We start from the raw sequence: 21275 nt of genomic DNA, 5'->3' as shown, positions 1-21275 counted from the left end.
GGGCGGAGCATGACTCCCATGGAACAGACAGGGAAGAACCCGCGCGTGCCGAAGCTGCGGTTCATCGCGCTCTCGGCCGTGGCCGGCATCGTCGTCGCGGGCGTGCTGCTCGCGATCGCCGAGCTCGTCGCGCTCGTCGTCGCGAAGAACGCCAGCCCGGTGCTCGCACTCGGCGCGTTCGTGGTCGACATCGTGCCGCGCCCGCTCAAGGAGTTCGCGATCGAGACCTTCGGCGCGAACGACAAGATCTTCCTGCTGGCGAGCATCGGCGTCGCCGTGCTGGTCGCCGCCGCCCTCGCCGGCGTGCTGCAGCTGATCCGCCCGCCGCTCGGCCAGATCCTGCTCGTGATCGCCGGCGGCCTCTCGATCGCCGCGATCGTCACCCGCACCGGCGCGACCCCGCTCTCCGCGGTGCCCACCCTGGTCGGCCTCGTCGTCGCGATGATCGTCATGCACTTGACCGTCTCGCGCCTCCGCCGCTGGCGCGCCGCGTCCGCCGCCGAGAAGACCGGGGCGGCCCCCGCCGCCCGCCCGGTCGGCATCGAGCGCCGCGGCTTCTTCCGCGTCACCCTGATCGCCGCCGTCGGCGCCGCCGTGATCGGCGCCGGTGCCCGCGCCGTCAACGCCGCCACCTCCTCGCTCGCCAGCGTGCGCGACGCCCTGCGCCTGCCCAGCCCGCGCAGCACCGTCTCGGTACCGGCCGGCGCCGACCTCGGGATCGACGGACTCACTCCGCTCTACACGCCCAACGCCGACTTCTACCGCGTCGACACCGCGCTGACCGTGCCCTCGATCGACCCCTCCACCTGGTCGCTGAAGATCTCCGGGATGGTCGATCAGGAGATCACGATGTCGCTGCAAGACATCTTCGACATGGGCCTGGACGAGTACGGCATCACCATGACCTGCGTCTCGTACCAGGTCGGCGGCGACCTCGTCGGCAACGCCAAGTGGCTCGGCGTCCCGCTCCGCGACGTGCTGAAGAAGGCCGGCGTCCAGAGCGGCGCGGACATGCTGCTCTCGACGAGCGTCGACGGCTACACCGCCAGCACCCCGCTCTCCGCGGTCACCGACGAGAACCTCGACGCGATCCTCGCCGTCGGGATGAACGGCGAGGCGCTGCCCTTCGAGCACGGCTTCCCGGTGCGGATGGTGATCCCCGGCCTCTACGGCTACGTCTCCGCCACCAAGTGGCTGACCGAGCTGAAGGTCACCACCTTCGCCGCCGACGAGGCCTACTGGACCCCGCGCGGCTACGACGCCGAGGCCCCGATCAAGATGTCCTCGCGGATCGATACCCCGCGCATCGACGCCGCGATCCCCGCCGGCGCGACCAAGATCGCCGGCGTCGCCTGGGCGCAGACCACCGGCATCGCCAAGGTCGAGGTCAGCATCGACGACGGCGACTGGCAGGAGGCCACGCTGTCGACCCCGGTCAACCTCGACACCTGGGTGCAGTGGTACATCGACTGGGATGCCGCGAGCGGCGCCCACTACGTCGCCGTCCGCGCGACCGACGCCAACGGCATGCTCCAGATCGAGGACCGCGCGGGCGTCGCCCCCAACGGCTCCTCCGGCTGGCAGCGCACCCTCGTCCGCGTCAGCTGACGCCTCGAGGCGTCTGGGCGACCCAGGTGCCTGCGGTGGGCGGATCTCGATACGCGCTCTGCGAGCGCTACTCGATCAGCATGAATCGGGGCCGACCCGCAGCACGGCGGGCCCCACCCCATGCTGGTCGAGTAGCCGCGAAGCGGCGTATCGAGACCCGCCGGCTCAGGGGCGGAAGGTGGCCGCGTGGTGCTCGGGGGCGAGGTGCGGGCCGGTGCCGAGCATGCGCTCGCGGAAGGTGGCGCCGGTGGGCTCGGGGTCGAGGCGGCCTCGGCGCCGCAGCTCGGGCTGCACGAGTTCGATGAAGTCGCGCATCGAGGCGAGGCCGAAGACGGCCTCGAGCATGATGCCGTCGAGGTCGGTCTCGTCCATCATCCGCTCGAGCTCGTCGGCGACCTCGACGGGGTCGCCGGTGATCGCGAAGCCGCGGGTGCCCTTGCCCTTCAGCTCGTCGAGGATCTCGCGCACCGTCGGCGCCGTGCCGTCCGGGCGGGTGAGGAAGCGCTCGATGTTGCTGGTGCCCATCTGCCCGGCCTGGTCGTCGAGGACCAGCTGCTCGGCGAGCGTGCGGTCGAGGTCGTAGGCCAGCAGATCGACGCCCGTGTTGCCGGCGTAGTAGTGCGCGGCCAGCTCGTCGGTCTGCAGCGCGTCGAACTCGGCGCGCAGCTGCGCCGCCTCCGCCGAGGTCGGTGCGACGACGATCGTGACGCCGACCATGACCTTCACCGATTGCGGGTCGCGGCCGTTCTCCGCGGCCCGGCGGCGGATGTCCACGATGTCCGCCTTGACCTTGCCGTAGGTCGAGCCCTGCACGAACACGCACTCGGCGTTCTTCGCGGCGAAGGCGCGGCCCACCGGCGAGGTCCCGGCCTGGAAGAGCAGGGGCGAGCGCTGCGGCGACGGCGGCAGCGTGTGGTAGCCGTGCGAGCGGTAGAACTCGCCCTCGTAGGCGACCGGGCGGATCTTCTCGGGATCGGCGAAGACGTTGCGCTCGTGGTCGAGCACGATGACGTCGTCGTCGTTGCCGCCCTCCCAGAAGGAGAAGGCGACGTCGACGTACTCCTGCGCGGCGCGGTAGCGCTCGTCGTGCGGGACCATCGCGGACTGGCCGAGCATCGCGGCCATCGTGTTCTGCGAGGCGCCGGTGACGATGTTCCAGCCGATGCGGCCGCGGGTGACGTGGTCGAGGGTGGAGAACTTGCGCACCGCGTGCAGCGGGTGGTCGGCGCCGGTGGTGCTGGTGACCACGAAGTTCAGCCGCTCGGTGCCGACCGCCAGCGCGGGGATGAGGTACGCGCCGTCGAGCGCGAAGGTCATGCCGGCCTCGACGAGGACGTCGGAGAGCTCGCCGCGGCGGGAGGAGTAGCCGAAGGAGCCGCCCGCGAAGAAGAGGAAGTCGAAGCCGGCGTCGTCGAGGAGGCGCGCCATCCGCTGCCAGTAGTCGATGTCGCGGAAGTCGCCGTCGCGGCTGCGCGGGTGCGACCAGCTGATGGTGCCGCCGACGTGCGGGGTGCCCGCTTCGAAGACTCCGAGGACGATCCGCTTCTGCATGCTCTCCCGCGTTCCGGCCGGCGTCCGCCGGCACTGCTCCGGGAACCCTAGCGAGCGCGCGTTTCGGGGCTGTTGCGGGGGAGTGCGTGGGGTGGGTGGGTGGGTCTCGATACGCCCGCTGCGCGGGCTACTCGACCAGCATGGGTGCGGGGTGCGCGGCCAGCAGGGAGGGCCGCGGCGCGGGTTGCGCGGCCGGCATGTTGTGCGGGTTGCCGCTTAAGTCCTGCACAACATCAGCTGAGACGGGGGTCCCTCCGCTGACAGGGGAGGCCCTGTGCTCTCAGCTGATGTTGTGCGCGGCGGGGTCTCGATACGCCCGCGGCGCGGGCTACTCGACCAGCATGGAGGGCCGCGGCCCGGGCTACTCGACCAGCATGGAGGGCCGCGGCCCGGGCTACTCGACCAGCATGGAGGGCCGCGGCCCGGGCTACTCGACCAGCATGGAGGGCCTCGGCGCGGGCTGCTCGACCAGCACAATGCGCGCGACCGGCAGAGGGGGCGCCAGCATGCTGGTCGAGTAGCCGCGCAGCGGCGTAGCGAGACCCGCGCGTCAGCCGCCGACGCCCGTCAGGCCGAAGCGGAACTCGAGGCGGCCGTCGAGCGGCCGGACCTCGTACTCGGGGTGCGGGCGGGCGCCCCAGGAGTCGTCGCCCGCGACGCCGCGGCGGCGCAGCGCCGGGCGCAGCACGGTGCGCTGCACCGGCGGCAGCTCGTTCGGGTGCTGCGCGTTCTCGATCTCGTACGGGGTCCACGGCAGGGCCGAGAACTCCATCTCGCCGGCGCAGTCGAGCCGCAGCCCGAAGCCTGCGTCGTCGGTCACCTCGGCCCAGCGCACTCCCGTGCGGCTGCCCGACTCCTGCGGCTTCAGGTAGGGAGTCAGCTCGCGCGCGACGTCGCTCTCCCAGACGTCGAGACGCGCGCCGAGCCGGCGGTCGGAGTAGCACTCGTCCGGTCCGTCGCCGTACCAGCGCAGCCGGTGCGCGTCGGCGCCGGTGGTCAGCTGCATCCCGAACTCGGGCAGATCGGGCAGTCCGTCCGGCACCGTCATCGCGACGGTCACCTCGATCCGCCCGTCGCCGGTGACCCGGTAGTCGACGTCGCAGACCGCGCGCGGAGTGGTCGGCAGCTCGTAGCGGAAGCCGACGACCACCGCGCGCTCCTCGACGGACACCCGCGCCGTTCGCAGCGCCTCGCCCGCGGCCCGCGCGTAGCGGCTCGCCAGCAGCCACTGCCCGTCCTCGAAGGGACCGCCCCAGCCGCGCTCGTTCGAGGTCGGCGCGTGCCAGAAGGACGGCATCGGGATCGAGGTGAGCAGCTCCCGGCCGCCCTCGGGCCCGCCGCCCCAGCGGTACGACATCAGCCCGCCGTGCAGGCGGGAGAAGAGGACGCTGAAGTGCCCGCCCACGACGCCCACGTTGTGGGTGCCGTCGATGAGCTCGGGCCTCGGCGCGTGCTCCGGCCGCGAGAACCCCGCGATCTCGAAGACGTGCTGCCCGCGCGCGACGACGTGTCCCGCCGTCGCCCACCGCGTGTCCTCGCGCAGCCGGAGCTCGACGTCGAGCGTGTACTCGCCCGGCAGCTCCGGCAGCGGCACCGGCTGCGGGTAGGTCGACGACCCACCCGCGGCGACGTCGGTCGCGAGCTCCCGCTCCGCCAGCACGCGTCCCTCGCGCCGCAGCACGACGACCGCCGCGTACGCGGAGGAGGAGGTGGCCAGCAGCCGGTTCCCGATCACGATCTCCGACGCCGAGACGTCGACGCGGAACGGCTGGTACAGGTGCGCCACCTCCTGCAGCTTCGGCGTCGGCGTGCGGTCGGCGAAGAGGATCCCGTTGCCGCTGAAGTCGCCGTCGTGCGGCGACTCCCCGCTGTCGCCGCCGTAGCCGAGGAACGGCACCCCGTGCCGGTCGGTCATCGCGACGGCCTGGTCCGCGAAGTCCCAGATGAAGCCGCCCTGGAACAGCGGCTCCCGCTCGGCGAGATCGAGGTAGCGGTCGACCGCACCGAAGGAGTTGCCCATCGCATGGGCGTACTCGCAGAGCAGGAACGGCTTGTCGCGGTGCTCCGCGAGGTACTGCTCGATCTCGGCGGCCGGCGTGTACATCTGGCTGACCACGTCGGTCGTCTCCGGATAGCGGGAGTCCCAGTGCACCCCCTCGTAGTGGACCGGACGGTCGTCGACCGCGCGGAACCAGTCGGCGAGATCGCGGAGGACGGTGCCGCCGAACGACTCGTTGCCGAGCGACCACATCACCACGCTCGGGTGGTTCTTGTCGCGCTCGAGCAGGCTCCGCGCCCGGTCGTGCAGCGCGGGCGCCCACCGGCCGTCGTCGCCGGGCACCGACTCGGCGAGCGGCGCGTCGAGGTAGCGGACGCGGTCCCACAGCCCGTGCGTCTCGAGGTTCATCTCGTCGATCACGAGGAAGCCGTACTCGTCGGCGAGGTCGTAGAAGTAGGAGTTGTTCGGGTAGTGGCTGGTGCGGATCGCGTTGACGCCCACCCGCTTCAGGATCCGGAGGTCCTCCTCCGTCTGCGCCCGGTCGACGACCCGCCCCTGCAGGCCGAACTCGTGCCGGTTGACCCCGCGGAAGACGACCCGCCGCCCGTTGAGGCTGAGCACGCCGTCCTCGATCGCGAAGCGGCGGAGCCCGACGGTCTGCGGGACCACCTCGGTCACGGCGCCGTCCGCGTCCCGCACGCGCACCGTCAGGCGGTGCAGGTGCGGGTCCTCGGGGCTCCACAGCCGCGGCTCCGCGAGCCGGAGGCGGTGCACGCCGTCCGGATCGAGCCGCAGCGGGCCGACGCCGTCGAGCTCGACCGTCGCCGAGCCCGCGCCGTCGAGCCGCAGCTCGACCGCGATGCCGGCCCCGTCGTCGTCGACCGACGTCCGCACGCGGAGGTCCTCGACATGCACGCGCGGGCGGCGCAGCAGCACGACGTCGCGGAAGATCCCGGAGAAGCGGAAGAAGTCCTGGTCCTCGAGCCACGAGCCGGCGCTCCACTTGACCACCTGCGCGGCGAGCAGGTTCTCGCCGGGCAGCAGCGCCTCGGTGAGGTCGAACTCGCCGGGCGAGAAGCTGTCGGCCGAGAAGCCGAGGTAGACGCCGTTCAGCCAGAGCGCGATCGTGCTCTCGGCGCCGCGCACGTCGAGCGCGATCCGCTCGCCGGGCGCGAGCGGCGCGTCCAGCTCGAAGGTCGTCCGGTAGGAGGCCGTCGGGTTGAAACGCTCGGGGGCCTGCCCGGGCAGGATGCTCTCGCGCCCGTCCCAGGGGTACTGCGTGTTCACGTACTGCGGGCGGTCGTGGCCGTGCAGCTGGATGTGCGCCGGCACGGGGATCAGCTCCCAGTCGCCCGCGTCGAAGTCCGGCCGCTCGAAGCCGGCCGGTGCGTCGGCCGGGCGGGGCGCGCAGTGGATCCGCCACAGCCCGTTCAGCGACTGCTCGAACGAGCTGACGCCCGTCGCGGCCTCGTCCGAGGAGCGGAACCAGCGGTGGTCGGAGTGCGCCGGCCGCCGGTTCTCGGCGAAGAAGCCGGGGTCGGAGAGCCGCGCGAGGTCGAACCCGGCGGTCGACGCCGCCTCGCCCGGGAGCTCCGCGAGGCTCACTTGATCGCCCCGGTGATGCCCTCGGCGAAGGAGCGCTGCAGGACCATGAAGACGATGACGGTGGGCACCGAGGCGAGGAAGACGGCCAGCATCAGCACGCCGTAGTCGACGACGTAGCCCGCGCTGAGGTTCGAGATCAGCATCGGCATGGTCTGGAAGTCGTTGTTCACGAGGATGACCTTGGGCCAGAGGAAGTTGTTCCAGGCGGTCATGAAGGTGATGACCGCGGCCGCGGCATAGGTCGAGCGCATCGACGGCAGGTAGATCCGGGCGAAGATCCCGAGCTCGCTGACCCCGTCGATCCGCGCGGCCTCGATGATCTCGTAGGGGAACGAGCGCGAGGCCTGCCGGAACAGCAGGATCAGGAACGGGGTCGAGATCGCCGGGATGATGACCGCGCCGAGGGAGTTGATCATCCCGACCTCGGCGAAGACCTGGAAGAGCGGGATCATCGTCGCCGCGAACGGGATCATGATCGCGATCAGCAGGACCGCCATCAGGAGGTCCTTTGCCCGCGAGTGGAAGACCTCGAAGCCGTAGCCGGCGATCGAGCAGACGATCAGCGCGAGCACCGTGGTGCCCACCGCGACGGTCGCCGAGTTCCACATCGCCGAGCCGACGTCCTGCAGATCGAGCAGTCCGGCGAAGTTGTCGAAGAGCGCCAGGCCCGGGATCATCCGCGAGTCGAGGACGTCCTGGCTGGTGTTCGTCGCCGAGACGGCCATGAAGTAGAGCGGGAAGATCGAGAAGAGCGCGAAGACCGAGAGGAAGAGGTACTTCGGCAGGCCGCGCAGCCGCGAGGACAGCGGCGCGCTGCGGACGGGGACGGACTCGCTCGGAGTGACGGACTCGACGTCCTCGATCGCGGGCAGGGTGCTGACGCGCTCAATCACGCTTGTCACCGACTTTCAGCTGAACGAACGCGAGGACCGCGACGAGGATGAGGATCACGTAGGAGAGGGCGGAGGCGTAGCCGAAGTTCGGGTTCTTCAGGAACGAGACCTCGTAGAGGTAGTGCGACATCGACATGGTCGTGTAGGCCGGGCCGCCTCTGGTCAGCGCCCACGACTCGTCGAAGAGCTGCAGCGTCCCGTTGGTCGACATGATCGCGGTGAGCAGGATGATCGGCTTCAGCTGCGGGATCGTGACGTGCCAGAAGGTCTGCAGCGCGTTCGCGCCGTCCATCCGCGCGGCCTCGATGCTCGAGTAGTCGACGTTCTGCAGCGCCGCCAGGTAGAAGACCATGTTGTAGCCGGTCCAGCGCCAGAGCAGTCCGAGGATGATGACGAAGCGCCCGGTGTCCGGATTGCCGAGCCAGTTGATCGGCGAGTCCATCAGGCCGATGCCCATCAGCACGTCGTTGACGAAGCCGTCGTTGGCGAAGATCGTGCGGAAGACCAGCGAGTAGGCGACGAGGGAGACGGCGCACGGCAGGAAGATCGCGGTGCGCCAGAAGGTCTTGAACTTCAGGTTCCTGGTGTTGAGCAGGTTGGCCAGCACCAGCGCCATGATCAGCATCACCGGCACCTGGATGATCAGGTAGATGAAGGTGTTCTGCAGCGTCAGCCGGAAGATCTCGTCCTGCAGCAGGCGCTCGTAGTTCAGCCAGAACGGCTGCGCGTAGCTGAGGTTCGCCCCGCGGCCGGTCTGCAGCGAGAGCAGGAAGGCCTGGATCATCGGCAGGAAGCTCACCAGGAAGATGAGCACCGCCGCCGGCAGGAGGAAGGCCCAGCCGGTGAGGCTGCGGCGGCGCTCCCCGGTCATGCGGATCGGGCGGCTGCGGAGATCGCGCTGCGGCCGGGGTGGGACGCGCAGGCGCGGGCGCGGAGGGGCGGAGGTCGACACGGGCGGGCTCGCATTCTCGGAAGGAGAGGGATGGGGAGGGACGGGCCGGGGAGGAGGAGTCCTCCCCGGCCCGGGGTGCGAGCCGGCTCGCGGCGACGTCGGGTCTCGGTGACGCCGGCTCGCGGCGAGCCCTAGCTCATGGCGAACTCGACGTTCTTCTGCGCCTCCTCCAGCGCCGAGGCGGGGTCCGCACCGCCGATGATCTGCGTGATCGCGGCGCTCACGGCGTCGCGGCCCTCGTAGTAGTAGGCGCCGGTGTTGTTGCTCGGCACCTCGGCGCCGAACTCGGCGACCTCGGCGAAGATCGGCTGGCCGGCGAAGAACTCGTTCGGCTGCTCGTAGGCGGTCGAGGAGCCGGCGGGCAGCCAGTTCGCGACGGCGCCGGACTTCGGCAGGATCGTGTCGTAGAGCTCGGTCGAGCCGGCGAAGGTCGAGGCGAGGAAGTCGGCCGCGAGGTCGACGTCGGCGTTCGCGCTGATCGCCCAGGACGATCCGCCGCTGGCCGTGTAGTTGGTCGCGCCGGAGATGCCGTCGAGCGAGGGGACGTTCGTGATCGCCCAGTCACCGGCCTGGTCCTCGGCGGTCTGGATGGAGCCGACGATCCAGATGCCCTGGATGGTGCCGCCGACGGAGCCGTTCACGAAGGTGCCGAGGTACTCGTCCCACGAGTTGACCTCGACGAAGACGCCCGAGTCGACGAGCTGCTTGTAGACGTCGATCGCGGCGAGCAGCGCGTCGTTGTCGGTGATGGTGGGGTTGCCCTCGTCGTCGAAGAGGCTGGCTCCGGCGCTCTGCAGCATCATCATGATCATGTCCGAGGAGCCGGCCTGGCCCGAGAGCAGCGGCGATCCGGTCTTCGCGAGGACGTCCTTGCCCTTGGTGAGGAACTCCTCCCAGGTGATGTCGGTGAAGTCGTCGATCGTGTAGCCGGCCGCCTCGAGGACGTCGGTGCGCAGCGCGGTGACCGCGGTGCCGGAGTCGAACGGCACGCCGTAGTGCACGTCGTCGAGGGTCGAGTAGGCGGCGACGGCCTCGGGGAACTCCGTGAAGTCGACGGCGTCGGCGGGCAGCTCGCTGAAGATCTCCGGGTAGTTGACGAGGTTCTTCTGGAACGCGTTGTTCTGCATCAGGAAGACGTCGGGCAGCTCCTCGTACTGCTGCGACTGGGCGAGGGTGGTCAGCTTGGGCTGCAGGTCGTCCCAGGGGGTCTCGATGATGTCCAGCTTGAAGTCCGGGTGGTCCTTCTGGTAGATCTTCTCGGCCTCCTCGAGGGCCGCGATGTTGAACACCGGGTCCCAGGCCCAGACGCTGAGCGTCTCGTCGCCGTCGCCTCCGCCGGCGGCGTTCCCGCCACCGCCGCCGCCGGCCGCGCAGGCGCTCAGCGCGAGGACGAGGGGCAGGGAGACGGCCACGACGGTCGTGAACTTCTTGGAGCTTCTTCGCACGGATTCGTTCCTTCTGTGTGGGTGGGGGTGCTGTGTGGGAAGTGCAGTGCTGCTGCGGATGCAGTGGTGCTGCGGGAGGAAAAAGCGGAGGGGGCGCCCGGGCTCAGCCGAGCGGCTGCCAGGGCCCGTACGGGTCGCCCGGGGTCTGGTTGCGGGTCCACCACTTCGCGCGGTAGCGCTGGCCCTGGTGGACGACGACGTCGCCGGTGTCGAAGATGCGCGAGGCCGTCCAGACCGCGGTGCCGTCGGGTGCGGTCGCGAGCTGCTGCCACGGGCCGTTCGGGTCGCCGGGGGTCTGGTTGCTCGTCCACCACGAGGCCCGCCAGAGCGAGCCCTGGAAGAGCACGCTGTCGCCCTGCTGGTAGACGGAGGTCGCCGACCAGGTGGCCGCGGCCTGGCGCCGGAGGGCCAGCGCGTCGACCGTCAGGCCCGCGCCGCCGGGGCCGCTCGCCAGGATCGCGACGGTGGCGGTGCCGGCCGGCAGCGAGAACTCCGCCGAGCGCACGTCGGCCCAGCCGCTCGTGGCGGGGATCTCGGTGCGGTGCTCGACGCCGTCCGCGCCGGTGACCACGATCCGCGCGGAGTCGAGTCCGCCCGGCCGGTCCGCGCGGAGGGACAGCGTGTAGACGCCCGCGGGGACCTCGTCCTGCTGCTGCACCCCGCCCGAGAAGGCCTGCGCCGCGCCGAGCCGGAGCGCGTAGCGCGAGCCGTCGGCGCCGGGCGAGGGGTTCGAGACGAAGCCGGTGGTCGTCGAGGCGGGGTCGGTGGTCTGCGTCCAGCCGGTGACCGTGGTCACCGCGATCCGGTCGGCGGCGAAGTCGGGGTTGAGGATCCAGTTGTTGCCGGCGCCGACCTGCCACTCGCCGGAGCGGGCGTTCAGGTCCCACTCGCTCAGGGACTCGAAGCGGACGTCCGCGCCGGTCCCGCTGAGCGGCAGCCACTGGTTGTAGCCGAGGCCGTTCCAGGCGAAGTCGGCCCAGCGGTCGCCGGCGTAGATCACGGTGTCCTGCTCGGTTCCCTGCACCGTCAGGAAGAAGCCGCTCTGGGTGACGTGGCTGTAGTCCTTCTCGGTGCCGGGCAGCACGTACATGCTCGAGTACGGCCCCTGGATCCGGCCCTCGAGCGAGCGCACGAGGTAGGTCTGCGAGGTGTTCCAGCCGTGCAGGTCCGAGCTCGCGACGTAGTACTGGCCGTCGAGCTTGAACATCGCGTTGCCCTCGCGCCCGGCGCCGCGGTAGACCTCGACGGCCGTCTCGACCGAGAGCGAGTCGGTGTCGCTGATCCGGCCCACGTAGGTGCGGCTGCGGCCGTCGCGGTAGGAGAAGACGAGGTAGTCCGCGCCGTCGTCGTCCGTGAAGACCGTCTGGTCGCCGGTGCCCTGCTCCCAGCCCGGCTTGCTCGGGTTCCGGTAGACGCCGGGGATATGGGTCTGCAGGTTCGCGTACTTGAAGTCGGCGACGGGCGAGTCCCCGCTGAGGAAGAGGACTCCGGCGTTCGTGACGCGGGCCGGGTCGGGGCTCTCGAACTGGGTGAGCAGGACGTACTTCCCGGTCTGCTCGTTGTAGGCGACGCCGAGCCGGCCGATCCAGACCGCGTCGGCGAGCGTCTCCATGTCCGAGAAGTAGCTGCCCGTGACGTCCTTCGAGGCGGGGATGTGCAGCGCGGTGTCCCTCGTGGCGACGTCGTTCTCGAACGTCCAGTTCACGAGGTCCTCGGAGGAGTACGCGGTCACCGCGACGAAGTCGCCCTCGCCGGCCCGGGTGTAGGTGCGGGTCGGGGAGTCGTAGTAGAGCTGCGAGCCGGTGTACTCGACGCCGTACCAGTAGTAGCGGTCGCCGAAGCGGAAGATCCCGCCGCCCTGGGAGAAGATCGGGTCGCCCGCGGTGTCGAGCCAGAACCGATCGTTCTCGATGGTCTCGAGCGTGCCGTCGGCGAGCGGGACGAGGGCGGCGGCGGTGGTCTGCAGCCCGTTCTTCGCGGCGACGACGGCGGCGGCGCTCGCTCCGGCGTCGTCGAGGACCTCGCCCGCGGTCACCGTCGCCGCGGCGAACGGTGCCCAGGACGCGGCGGTGTAGGCGGAGGGGACGCGGGTGCGGTACTCGTCGAGCCGCTCGCGCAGTCCCGAGATCCGGACGAGGCCGGTCTCGGCGGCCTCGAGGGCGCTGCGGGCGGCCAGCAGGGCGGCGTCGGTCGAGGCGGCGTCGTCGCGGGCGGCGGTCGCGGTCGCGACGGCGGTCGAGAAGGGGGCCCAGGAGGCGGCGGTGAAGTCGGCTGCGGCGAGCGCGCCCACCCGGTCGAGCGCGGCGGCGAGGCGGGCGCGCTCGTCGACGAGCACGGCGCTGGTGAACTCGGCGGAGGCGTGGTTGATGAAGCCGACCGTGACGACCCGGAGGACGTGGTCGCCGGGGGCGAGCCCGGTGAAGCTCGCGATCGGGACCGTCGTGGTCGATCGGGTGCCGCGGTAGTCGGCCGAGCCGATCCTCACGCCGTCGACGAAGACGTCGGCGGTGCCGTTGGTGGTGGCCTTCCGGCCCGAGAGGGCGACCGTCTCGCCGGTGAAGGCGATCTCGAAGGCCGCGCCGCCGGTCGCCCAGGTGTGCGTGCTGTTCTTCGACCAGGCGCCCTCGTAGAAGGTGGCGTCCGGCGTGCCGCGCACGGTCGTGGTCTCGGTGAAGGCGACCGTCGTCGTCCGGATCTCGGTGGCCTCGGCGGTCTGCCCGGCGAGGGGCGACAGGCCGGCGAGCACGAGCAGCCCGGCGAGCAGAGCAGCGATCAGGGCGGGGAGCCGCCTCGTCGTCGTACGCGTCATGTCGTGCCTCCGTCGTCGCAGGTCCACCGTGGTACAGCGCTGTACCACGAACGCGAATCTAGCCTGGAGGATCCTGTGAGGGCAAGGAGACTTTTCTCTGATCAGCGTGTCGTGCCGCGGGCGACGACCTGCGATCGGGCGAAGAGCGTGGTCGCGGGAGCCTCCACCCGGTCGATCCGCGCGACCAGCCGCTCGAGCGCCGTGCGGGCGATCCACTCGATCCGCGAGTCCATCGAGGTGAGCGGCGGGGAGAGGAACGCCGACTCCTCGATGTCGTCGAAGCCGATCACCTGCACCTCGTCCGGGATGCGCAGTCCGCCCTCGCGCAGGGCCGAGATCGCGCCGGTCGCGAGGACGTCGTTGAAGCAGACCAGGCCGTCGAACGGCACCCCCGCCTCGACGAGCGCGCGGGCGACCCGGAAGCCGGAGCCGATCGTCCAGTCGTAGCCCGTGACGCCCACCAGGCGCGGATCGAGCGCGCGGCCCGCGGCGGCGAGCTCCTCGACGACCCCGCGCAGCCGCTGCTCGGCGTTCCCTTCGCGGGCGGCGCCGATCCGGTCGGCGTCGAAGGGCGAGTGCGCGCCGACGACGGCCAGCGCGGTGCTGCCGCGTGCGAGGAGGTGCGCCGTGGCCGCGCGGGCGTCGGCGACGTCGTCGGTCGTTACCCGGTCCACCAGCTCGTAGGTGTCGCGGGTCCCCAGGCAGACCAGGGGGTACTCGACGGCGAGCGCCGAGCGGTCGAGGGTCTCGTGCTCCGACAGCGAGAGCAGCAGCCCGTCGGTGAGCTGCGAGTTGAAGCGCTGCAGCAGCCGGCGCGAGCCGTCCCCGCCGTCGTCGGGGTAGGTCGTGACGGAGACCGCGAGGTCCATGTCGCGGGCGGTCTCGATGACCGCCTCCGCCAGCTCGGCGAGGTAGGCGGCCTTCAGGGTCGGCACGGCGAGCGTCACCGCATCGGTCCGTCCGCGGGTCAGATTGCGGGCCGCGACGTTCACCGTGTAGCCGAGCTCCGCGACCGCGGCCCGGACGCGCTCCCGCGTGCCGTCGGCCATCCGGCCCGTGCCGTTGACCGCGTTCGACGCCGTCTTCAGCGAGACCCCGGCGCGCTCGGCGACCGACTCGAGCGTCGCCTTCCGGCGCGGTGGGGCCATGTCCTCGCGCCTTCCGTCGTCCCGGGCGGTCCGCCTGCGCCCTCCCCATGGATACACCACGGCTCGGACCTCGTCCTGCGCGAGGGCCGAGGTCAACCCTCCCCGGCGGTCCGAGCGCGCCGACGGAGAGCGGCGGATACTGGAGGGGCACCCGATAGCAGACAGATGTCGGACTGCGCGGAGCGCGGCCCGGCGAAGGAGGAACCGTGAAGGCACTGCGCTACACCACCGTCGGACAGGCCCCCGAGGTCGTCGAGATCGAGAAGCCCGTGCCAGGTCCGGGCGAGATCCTGCTGAAGGTGACCGCCGCCGGCGTCTGCCACTCCGACGACTACGTGATGAGCCTCCCCGAGGAGGACTACCTCGCCCAGCACTACCCGCTGCCGCTCACCCTCGGCCACGAGGGTGCGGGCGTGATCGAGGAGTTCGGCCCCGGCGTCGAGACCGGCCTGCAGATCGGCGAGGCCGTCGCCGTCTACGGACCGTGGGGCTGCGGCCACTGCCTCAACTGCTCGCGCGGCGCGGAGAACTACTGCACCAACGCCGAGGCGGAGGGCATCCGCCCGCCCGGCCTCGGCAACCAGGGCTCGATGGCGGAGTACATGATCGTCGACGACGTCCGCCACCTGATCCCGATCGGCGACCTCGACCCGGTGAAGAACGTCTCGCTCACCGACGCCGGGCTCACGCCGTACCACGCGATCAAGCGCAGCCTCCCGAAGCTCGGCGCGGGCACCTACGCCGTCGTCATCGGCTCGGGCGGGCTCGGCCACGTCGGCATCCAGATCCTCAAGGCGCTCTCCGGCGCGACGGTGATCGCGCTCGACGTCAGCGAGGAGAAGCTCGAGCTGGCGAAGCACGTCGGAGCGGACGTCACGCTGATCAGCGACGCCTCCGCCGCCGAGAGGATCCGCGAGATCACCGGCGGGCTGGGCGCGGACGCCGTCTTCGACTTCGTCGGCGCCGGCCCGACCATCGCGACGGCCACGGCGGTCGCGGCCGTCGAGTCGGACGTCACCATCGTCGGCATCGGCGGCGGCCAGGCGACCGTCGGCTTCGGCACGATCGCCTACGACGCGGCCCTGCGGATCCCCTACTGGGGCTCCCGCAGCGAGCTGATCGAGGTCTTCGAGCTCGCCAAGGCGGGCCGCATCGACGTCGAGGTGCAGCGCTACGCCCTCGCCGACGCCCCCCGGGCCTACGCCGACCTGCACGACGGCACGGTCCGCGGCCGCGCGGTCATCGTCCCGTAGGCCGCGATTGCCCGCAGGGGCGGCGACCCATGCTGGTCGAGTAGCCCGCAGGGCGTATCGAGACCCACGTCCGGCAGAACGGCGGACCTCGATACGCCCTCTCGAGGGCTGCTCGATCAGCATGGAGGAGACCCGCCCGTCTAGCCTTCGAGGATGCGCTCCCGGCTCCTGCACGCCCGCGAATCGTTCTGGTTCCTACCCACCCTGTTCGGCGTCCTCGCGATCGCCCTGGCCTTCGGGCTGATCGAGCTCGACCGGCTGCTGATCCGCGCGGGCATCCAGGACCTCCCCCTCGTCGAGGACCTCTCCGCGACCGGCGGCCGGGCGATCCTCTCCGCGATCGGCGGCACCATGCTCGGGGTCGCCGCGACCTCGTTCTCGATCACGATCTCCGTCCTCGCCACCACGTCCTCCGCCTACGGGCCCCGGCTGGTCCGCAACTTCATGGCCGACCGCGGCAACCAGGTCGTCCTCGCGGTGCTGACCTCGACGTTCCTCTACTCGCTCATCGTGCTCCGCTCGGTGCACACCGAGGAGGACGCCACCCTCGCCTTCGTGCCCGTCGTCGCGGTCGGCTTCGCCGTGGTGCTGGCCGTCGGCGACGTCGCGGTGCTGGTCTACTTCATCCACCACATCGCGCTGTCGGTGCAGGTGACCACGCTGCAGAAGCGCGTGCTCGGCGAGCTCGAGGACGTCATCGCGGAGCTGTCGGGCGACGAAGACGAGCGGGACCGGCGCGAGGAGCCCTTCCCCGCCGGCGGTGTCGTGCTGACGGCGCCGCGCTCCGGCTACGTCGAGCAGCTCGAGTTCGAGCGCCTCGTCGCACTCGGCGCCCGCCACGACGCGGTGCTGCGGACGCTCGCCTCGCCCGGCGACCACGTCCTGGCCGGCGACCCCGTGCTCGAGCTCGTCGGCGGGAGCGACCTCGAGGAGGCGGCGCTCGCCGCGGTCGTGATCGCCGACGCGCGCACCCCGCACCAGGACCTCCGCTACGCCGTGCAGCAGGTCGTCGAGATCGGCGTCCGCGGCCTCGCGACCGGCACCAACGACCCGTACACCGCGGTCAGCGCACTCGACGCCCTGACCGGCGCGCTCGTCGAGCTCTGCCGGGGCGACGGCCCGCGCACCCGCTTCCGCGACGCCGACGGCGTCGCCCGGCTGTGGTGCACCTGGCCGACCGCCGCGGACCTCCTGGCCGAGGTCTACCTCGCCCTGCGCGCCTACGCGCTGGACCAGCCGCTCGTGGTCCGCGCCGGCGTCCGCCTGGCGCAGCGCCTCGAGCCCGTCGCCCGCGGCACCGCGCGCACCGAGCTGCACCGCCAGCTCGAGGCCTTCGCCGGTGCCTACGACGCCGCCGACCGCGACGCGCTCGAGGCCCCGGTGGTGCGCCGCGACCTGGCCGAGCTGCTCGCCCGCCTGTCCGCCGTGGAGTCCGCGCGCAGCTGAGGTCCAGCTGCACCGCACGATCCGTGCCGTTCTGCCGCGTCGGTGTCAGAGGTTGGGCGCGAGCGCGGCCGGGGTGCGACCCTGTCCGGGCTCGACCCCCGAACCCCGCTCGCCACCCCTGAGGAGCACCCGTGTCCCGTCCTCGCCCCCGGCCCCTCCGCACCCGCCGTCGCCACCGCGGCCCCGCGGCCGCCGCCTCCGTCCTGATGACCGTCGCGCTGCTCGGCGCGGCGGCGACCACCGCCCAGGCCGCTGATCCCGCCCCGTCATCCTCGGTGCCGACCCAGGCGGCCGAGCACCCCGCCGTCGAGACGAGTGTGACCGGAGCGTTCGTCGTCGAGCCGGGTCGGCCGATCGTGGTCGGCACCCCGGTCACGTTCACCTACCGCTGGAAGAACACCGGCGACGTCCCGTTGAAGGGCCTCCGGGAGGAGCTCGCCGTCGGTGCGACATACGAATGGATCGAGAATCAAACTGTCGCACCGGAGGACCTCGTCCTCGGGGTCGTCCGGACGGCCGGCGACGAAGGCACCCTGAGGACCCCCGCGGGCGCGACCGTCCCGTACTCCATCGCCGAGTACTTCCTCCGGATCCCCGGCGCCGGTCCGCAGCCGTCCGTCGCGGTCGAGCACCCCGGGATCACGATCACCGTCACCGGACGCTTCGACCTGAGGCCGGGGGAGACGGTCTCGGTCGAGACCCCGTTGCACATCTTCCGCCACGTCGTGAACACGGGTGATGTCCCACTCGTCATCGAGGGGATGCTGCTCCAGCCCGGCCACTCGGTCGACCTCCCCCTGATCGCGGACGCCAGTCCGGAGCAGTTGAAGCAGGGCTTCGTGCAGGTCGAGGGGAGTCTCGGGCGGGTGCCCACGCCGACCGGTTTCTACACCACTCCGTCCTACTCCGTCCGGATCCCGATTCCGGGTGCGACGCTGACGGTGGACTCCGGGCCTCCTGCTCCCGCGCCGACCGTCGCCCCGTCGCCGACGACCGTCCCCACGCCGACGTCCGCTCCGTCGGCGGGACCCGTGGTCGAGCATCCCGGGATGACGATCACCGTCACCGGCAAGTTCCTCATCAAGCCGGGCGAGACGGTGCAGGTCGGCATTCCGGTGCAGTACACGCTGCATGTCGCGAACACCGGCGACGTCCCGCTCACGCTGGCCGGCACCCGGATCGAGCCGGGGCGGTCGACGGACGTCGTCCAGAACAGGACGGTCACGCAGCAGGATCTCGACAGGGGATACGCGGAGACCGCGGGGAGCTTCGGCCGGATCCCCACTCCCACCGGCTCGTATGCGAGTCCCGACTACTCCTACCGCCTGCCGATCCCCGCCGTGACGCCGACTCCTGCCCCGACGCCGACTCCGACGGCCACACCCACACCCACACCCACACCCACACCCACGTCCACGCCCACGCCCACGCCGACCCACGCGGTCGAGCACCCCGCGGTGCCCGGGCTCGCCGGCCGCGTCGCCGGCTCGCCGGCCCTCGCTCCGGGGGAGAAGCCGAGGATCGGCACGAGGGTGACGTGGACCGTGACGGTCACCAACACCGGCGACGTCGAGCTGCAGGACGTGCGGCTGCGCGGCGGGAAGGAGCGGGTCTTCCTCGCGCCGGGCGAGACCCGGACCCTCACCCGGTCGACGACGCTCTCCGCGCACGATCTCGAGACGAGGCGCGTCTCGAGCATCACCCAGGTGTCGGGCCGTACTCCGGAGGGAGCGCTCGTCCACCTGGAGGTCCGGGGAGCCCGCCTGATCCGCCTGCCGTAGACGGGCACGCAGCGGACTCACGAGGCCGGCAGCACGCCGGTCGAGCCGCACCCCGTGCTGGTCGAGCAGCCGCGGAGCGGCGTCTCGAGACCATGTCCTGCAGCACGGTGGATCTCGATACGCCCTCTGGGAGGGCTACTCGATCAGCATGAGGCAGGCGGCTCTTCCCATGGTGGTCGAGTAGCCGCGCAGCGGCGTCTCGAGACCGCGCGTCAGCGCAGCGGCGCCGTCGACGAGCGCAGCACCAGGCGGGCGGTGACCGCGGTCCGCTCCTGGCGCTCGCCGGTGCGGATGCGCGCGGCCAGCATCTGCAGGGCCTTCTCGCCGAGCAGCTGGTGGTCGAGGTGCATCGTCGTCAGCGGTGGCGAGTAGTACGCGGAGTCGGGCATGTCGTCGACGCCGACGATCGAGTAGTCGCCGGGCGCCGTCCGGCCGCGCTCGGACATCGCGCGGAGGAAGCCGAGCGCGATCTGGTCGTTGGCGGCCGAGACCGCGGTGAACGACTCCGGATCGACGGCCCGGCCCTGCGCGGCTCCCGACTCGGCGTCCCACTCCGCACAGCGCAGCACCTCGAGCGGGGCGACCCCCGCCTCCGTCAGCGCCGCCCGGTAGCCGCGCTCGCGGTCGACGGCCTCGTTGCGGTCGCCGGGGCCCGCGAGGTGCAGGATCCGCCGGTGCCCGAGCTCGAGCAGGTGCCGGGTGCCGAGGTAGCCGGCACCGTACGAGTCGGCGTAGGTCGAGTCGCCCACGGGGCCGCCGCGCTCGGAGCGCGTCACAACGGGCACCGAGGCGGCGATGTACTCGACCAGCTCGTCGAGCCCGCCGTAGGGCGTGCCGACGATGATCCCGTCGACCTGGAAGGAGAGGAGCTTGTCGACCGCGTGCCGCATCTCCTCGCGGGCTCCGGGGGCGTCCGGCCCGACCTCGAGCAGGGCCGTGATCAGCGAGAGCCCCTCGGCGCGCGCGGCCCGGCTCACCCCGGTCAGCAGCTCGGAGTGGCCGTAGTTCAGCGGCCCCATCGCGAGGAAGCCGACCGTGTCGGTGCGCTGGACCCGGAGGTTCCGGGCGACGCGGTTGTGCCGGTAGCCGAGCTCGGCGATGGCCGCCTCGATGCGCACCCGGGTCGCCGGAGCGACGTAGCCGCCGGTGAAGAAGCGGGAGACGGTCTGCGCCGAGACCTCGGCGTGCCGCCCGACGTCGGCCATGCTCGGCCGCGCGCGGGGCAGGGACGTGCTCGACATCGAGGCTCCCTCCCTGGCGGCGACCCGCTCACTCTACTGAGCCGATTCCGGGCCGATCGCCGTTACCCGATCGTGACCCATCAACCGGTTGCGCGCATTGTCGCCCGAATGTGTTATCGATAACGTATCCCTCATCCACCGCCGCGGGAGCTCCAGTTCCGGCCCTGATCGGCGGATCCGACGTCGACGTCGCGCTGCTGCGATGTCGAGCAGCGAAAGGACGCGACGATGCGTGCTCTGACCCGTTCCCATGCTCTGACCCGATCCGTCGCCCTCGCCACGGGCGCTCTCCTCCTCGCAGGCCTGGCCGGCTGCTCCGCGAGCGGCGGCGACTCCGGCGGCAAGACCGAGATCACCTGGTTCAAGCTCACCGAGTCGGCCGACTCCGCGAACGCGACGATCAACGAGATCGTCAGCGACTTCGAGGAGGCGAACCCCGACATCACCGTCAAGGTCGAGCAGCGGGCGGTGGACGCGCACAAGGACGCGCTGCGCACCACGCTCGGCACGAGCGGCGCCCCCGACCTCTTCTTCTCCTGGGCCGGCCCCGGTCTCGGCGGCGAGTTCATCGACGCCGGCGCGAGCCTGGACCTGAAGGAGTACTACGACGAGTACGGCTGGGCCGACCGCTTCTCCGACACCACGCTCTCCACCGTCACCCAGTACGGCGGCTACGACGGCGTCCCCTACACCCAGCGCACCGAGGCGGTCTTCTACAACAAGGACCTCTTCGAGCAGGCCGGCATCGACGCCGCGCCCGCCTCCTACGACGAGCTCGTCGAGGACGCCGGGAAGCTCAAGGACGCGGGAATCACCCCGTTCGAGTTCGGCGGCACCGTCAACTGGCACGTGATGCGCCTGCTCGACAGCCTGCTCGAGACCGAGTGCGGCGCCGACGGCTACCAGGCCCTCGTCACCGGCGAGGCCAGCTGGGCCGACGAGTCCTGCGTCACCGACACCTTCACTGAGTTCGCCACCTGGACCGAGGACTACGTCAACGACGGCTTCATCTCGATCAACAACGACGAGTCGAGCTCGCTCTTCTTCGCCGGCAAGGCGGCCATGGCGATCGAGGGCGACTGGTTCAACCAGCAGATCCGCGACGCCGGGATGTCCGAGGACTCGGTCGGCATCTTCGCCTTCCCCACGGGCACCGACCGCATCTACGGCTTCAACGAGAACAACTACATCTCCGCGAACTCGGAGCACGCCGACGAGGCCGCGAAGTTCCTCGACTACCTGACCTCGCCCGAGGCGCAGGCCACGTTCATCGCCACCTTCGGCAGCCGCTCGGTCAACGTCGACGTCACCCCCGAGGACCAGAGCGCCTTCGACGCCCTCTGGAACCCGATCACCGAGGCGGCGACCGGCGTCTACATGAACAACGACCAGAACCTCTCGCAGTCGCAGACCACCGAGTACTGGCGCATCCAGAACCTGGTCGCGACCGGCGACCTCGACCCGGCCGACGCCGGCGCCGAGTTCCAGAAGTTCATCGACCAGCAGTGACGCCCGGGGCGGAGGGGGCCGCGCGTCCCCTCCGC

General features: G+C 71.3%; 14 protein-coding genes. 6 read left to right on the top strand and 8 right to left on the bottom strand.

The annotated features are described in order from the left end of the window. The first annotated feature begins 18 nt into the window (after positions 1 to 18). The gene (locus EDF43_RS02240; protein ID WP_132435218.1) at positions 19 to 1608 is read left to right on the top strand and encodes a molybdopterin-dependent oxidoreductase; all 1590 of its coding nucleotides are present in this window, start codon (positions 19 to 21) and stop codon (positions 1606 to 1608) included. A 165-nt stretch (positions 1609 to 1773) separates the two neighbouring features. On the opposite strand, the gene EDF43_RS02235 is transcribed toward EDF43_RS02240, so the two are convergent. Further along, positions 1774 to 3159, bottom strand: coding sequence for an NtaA/DmoA family FMN-dependent monooxygenase (locus EDF43_RS02235; RefSeq protein ID WP_132435216.1), 1386 nt, complete (start codon positions 3157 to 3159; stop codon positions 1774 to 1776). Positions 3160 to 3500: 341 nt separating this feature from the next. On the opposite strand from EDF43_RS02235, the gene EDF43_RS02230 reads away from it, so the two are divergent. After that, positions 3501 to 3680 carry a hypothetical protein gene (locus EDF43_RS02230; protein WP_132435214.1) on the top strand — a complete coding sequence of 60 codons (180 nt, stop codon included), beginning with the start codon at positions 3501 to 3503 and terminating at the stop codon, positions 3678 to 3680. A 29-nt stretch (positions 3681 to 3709) separates the two neighbouring features. On the opposite strand, the gene EDF43_RS02225 is transcribed toward EDF43_RS02230, so the two are convergent. From EDF43_RS02225 to EDF43_RS02200, 6 genes are all read right to left on the bottom strand, one after another. Then, positions 3710 to 6763, bottom strand: coding sequence for a glycoside hydrolase family 2 TIM barrel-domain containing protein (locus EDF43_RS02225; protein WP_132435212.1), 3054 nt, complete (start codon positions 6761 to 6763; stop codon positions 3710 to 3712). Continuing rightward, positions 6760 to 7656, bottom strand: a complete 897-nt coding sequence (locus EDF43_RS02220) for a carbohydrate ABC transporter permease (protein ID WP_243581115.1) — start codon at positions 7654 to 7656, stop codon at positions 6760 to 6762. Before EDF43_RS02220 ends, EDF43_RS02225 begins: the two co-directional genes overlap by 4 nt. After that, complete coding sequence (locus EDF43_RS02215) at positions 7649 to 8608, bottom strand: sugar ABC transporter permease (protein ID WP_243699270.1); 960 nt, start codon at positions 8606 to 8608, stop codon at positions 7649 to 7651. The genes EDF43_RS02220 and EDF43_RS02215 overlap by 8 nt, the downstream gene beginning before the upstream one ends. A 131-nt stretch (positions 8609 to 8739) precedes the next feature. Further along, a complete protein-coding gene (locus EDF43_RS02210) occupies positions 8740 to 10053 on the bottom strand; it encodes an extracellular solute-binding protein (protein WP_132435210.1) in 1314 nt (437 codons plus the stop codon). Positions 10054 to 10156: 103 nt separating this feature from the next. After that, on the bottom strand, positions 10157 to 12862 hold the full coding sequence (locus EDF43_RS22470; RefSeq protein WP_132435208.1) for a carbohydrate-binding protein: 2706 nt from the start codon (positions 12860 to 12862) through the stop codon (positions 10157 to 10159). Between the two features lie 101 nt (positions 12863 to 12963). Then, positions 12964 to 14010, bottom strand: a complete 1047-nt coding sequence (locus EDF43_RS02200) for a LacI family DNA-binding transcriptional regulator (RefSeq protein WP_123734665.1) — start codon at positions 14008 to 14010, stop codon at positions 12964 to 12966. A 206-nt stretch (positions 14011 to 14216) separates the two neighbouring features. On the opposite strand from EDF43_RS02200, the gene EDF43_RS02195 reads away from it, so the two are divergent. From EDF43_RS02195 to EDF43_RS02185, 3 genes are all read left to right on the top strand, one after another. Next, positions 14217 to 15263, top strand: a complete 1047-nt coding sequence (locus EDF43_RS02195; protein ID WP_132435206.1) for an NAD(P)-dependent alcohol dehydrogenase — start codon at positions 14217 to 14219, stop codon at positions 15261 to 15263. A 153-nt stretch (positions 15264 to 15416) separates the two neighbouring features. Continuing rightward, complete coding sequence (locus EDF43_RS02190) at positions 15417 to 16709, top strand: DUF2254 domain-containing protein (protein ID WP_132435204.1); 1293 nt, start codon at positions 15417 to 15419, stop codon at positions 16707 to 16709. Positions 16710 to 16840: 131 nt separating this feature from the next. Then, a complete protein-coding gene (locus EDF43_RS02185) occupies positions 16841 to 18490 on the top strand; it encodes a hypothetical protein (protein ID WP_132435202.1) in 1650 nt (549 codons plus the stop codon). A gap of 212 nt (positions 18491 to 18702) precedes the next feature. On the opposite strand, the gene EDF43_RS02180 is transcribed toward EDF43_RS02185, so the two are convergent. Next, positions 18703 to 19731, bottom strand: coding sequence for a LacI family DNA-binding transcriptional regulator (locus EDF43_RS02180; RefSeq protein ID WP_132435200.1), 1029 nt, complete (start codon positions 19729 to 19731; stop codon positions 18703 to 18705). A 228-nt stretch (positions 19732 to 19959) separates the two neighbouring features. Here EDF43_RS02180 and EDF43_RS02175 point away from each other — a divergent pair, with 228 nt between their 5' ends. Beyond that, positions 19960 to 21240, top strand: coding sequence for an extracellular solute-binding protein (locus EDF43_RS02175; RefSeq protein ID WP_132435198.1), 1281 nt, complete (start codon positions 19960 to 19962; stop codon positions 21238 to 21240). Positions 21241 to 21275 lie beyond the last annotated feature (35 nt).

It is taken from the genome of Rathayibacter sp. PhB179 (assembly GCF_004345345.1).
Lineage (GTDB): Bacteria > Actinomycetota > Actinomycetes > Actinomycetales > Microbacteriaceae > Rathayibacter > Rathayibacter festucae.
Note: the sequence above shows the minus strand (reverse complement) of the source record. Positions and strands in the feature narration are given on the sequence as shown.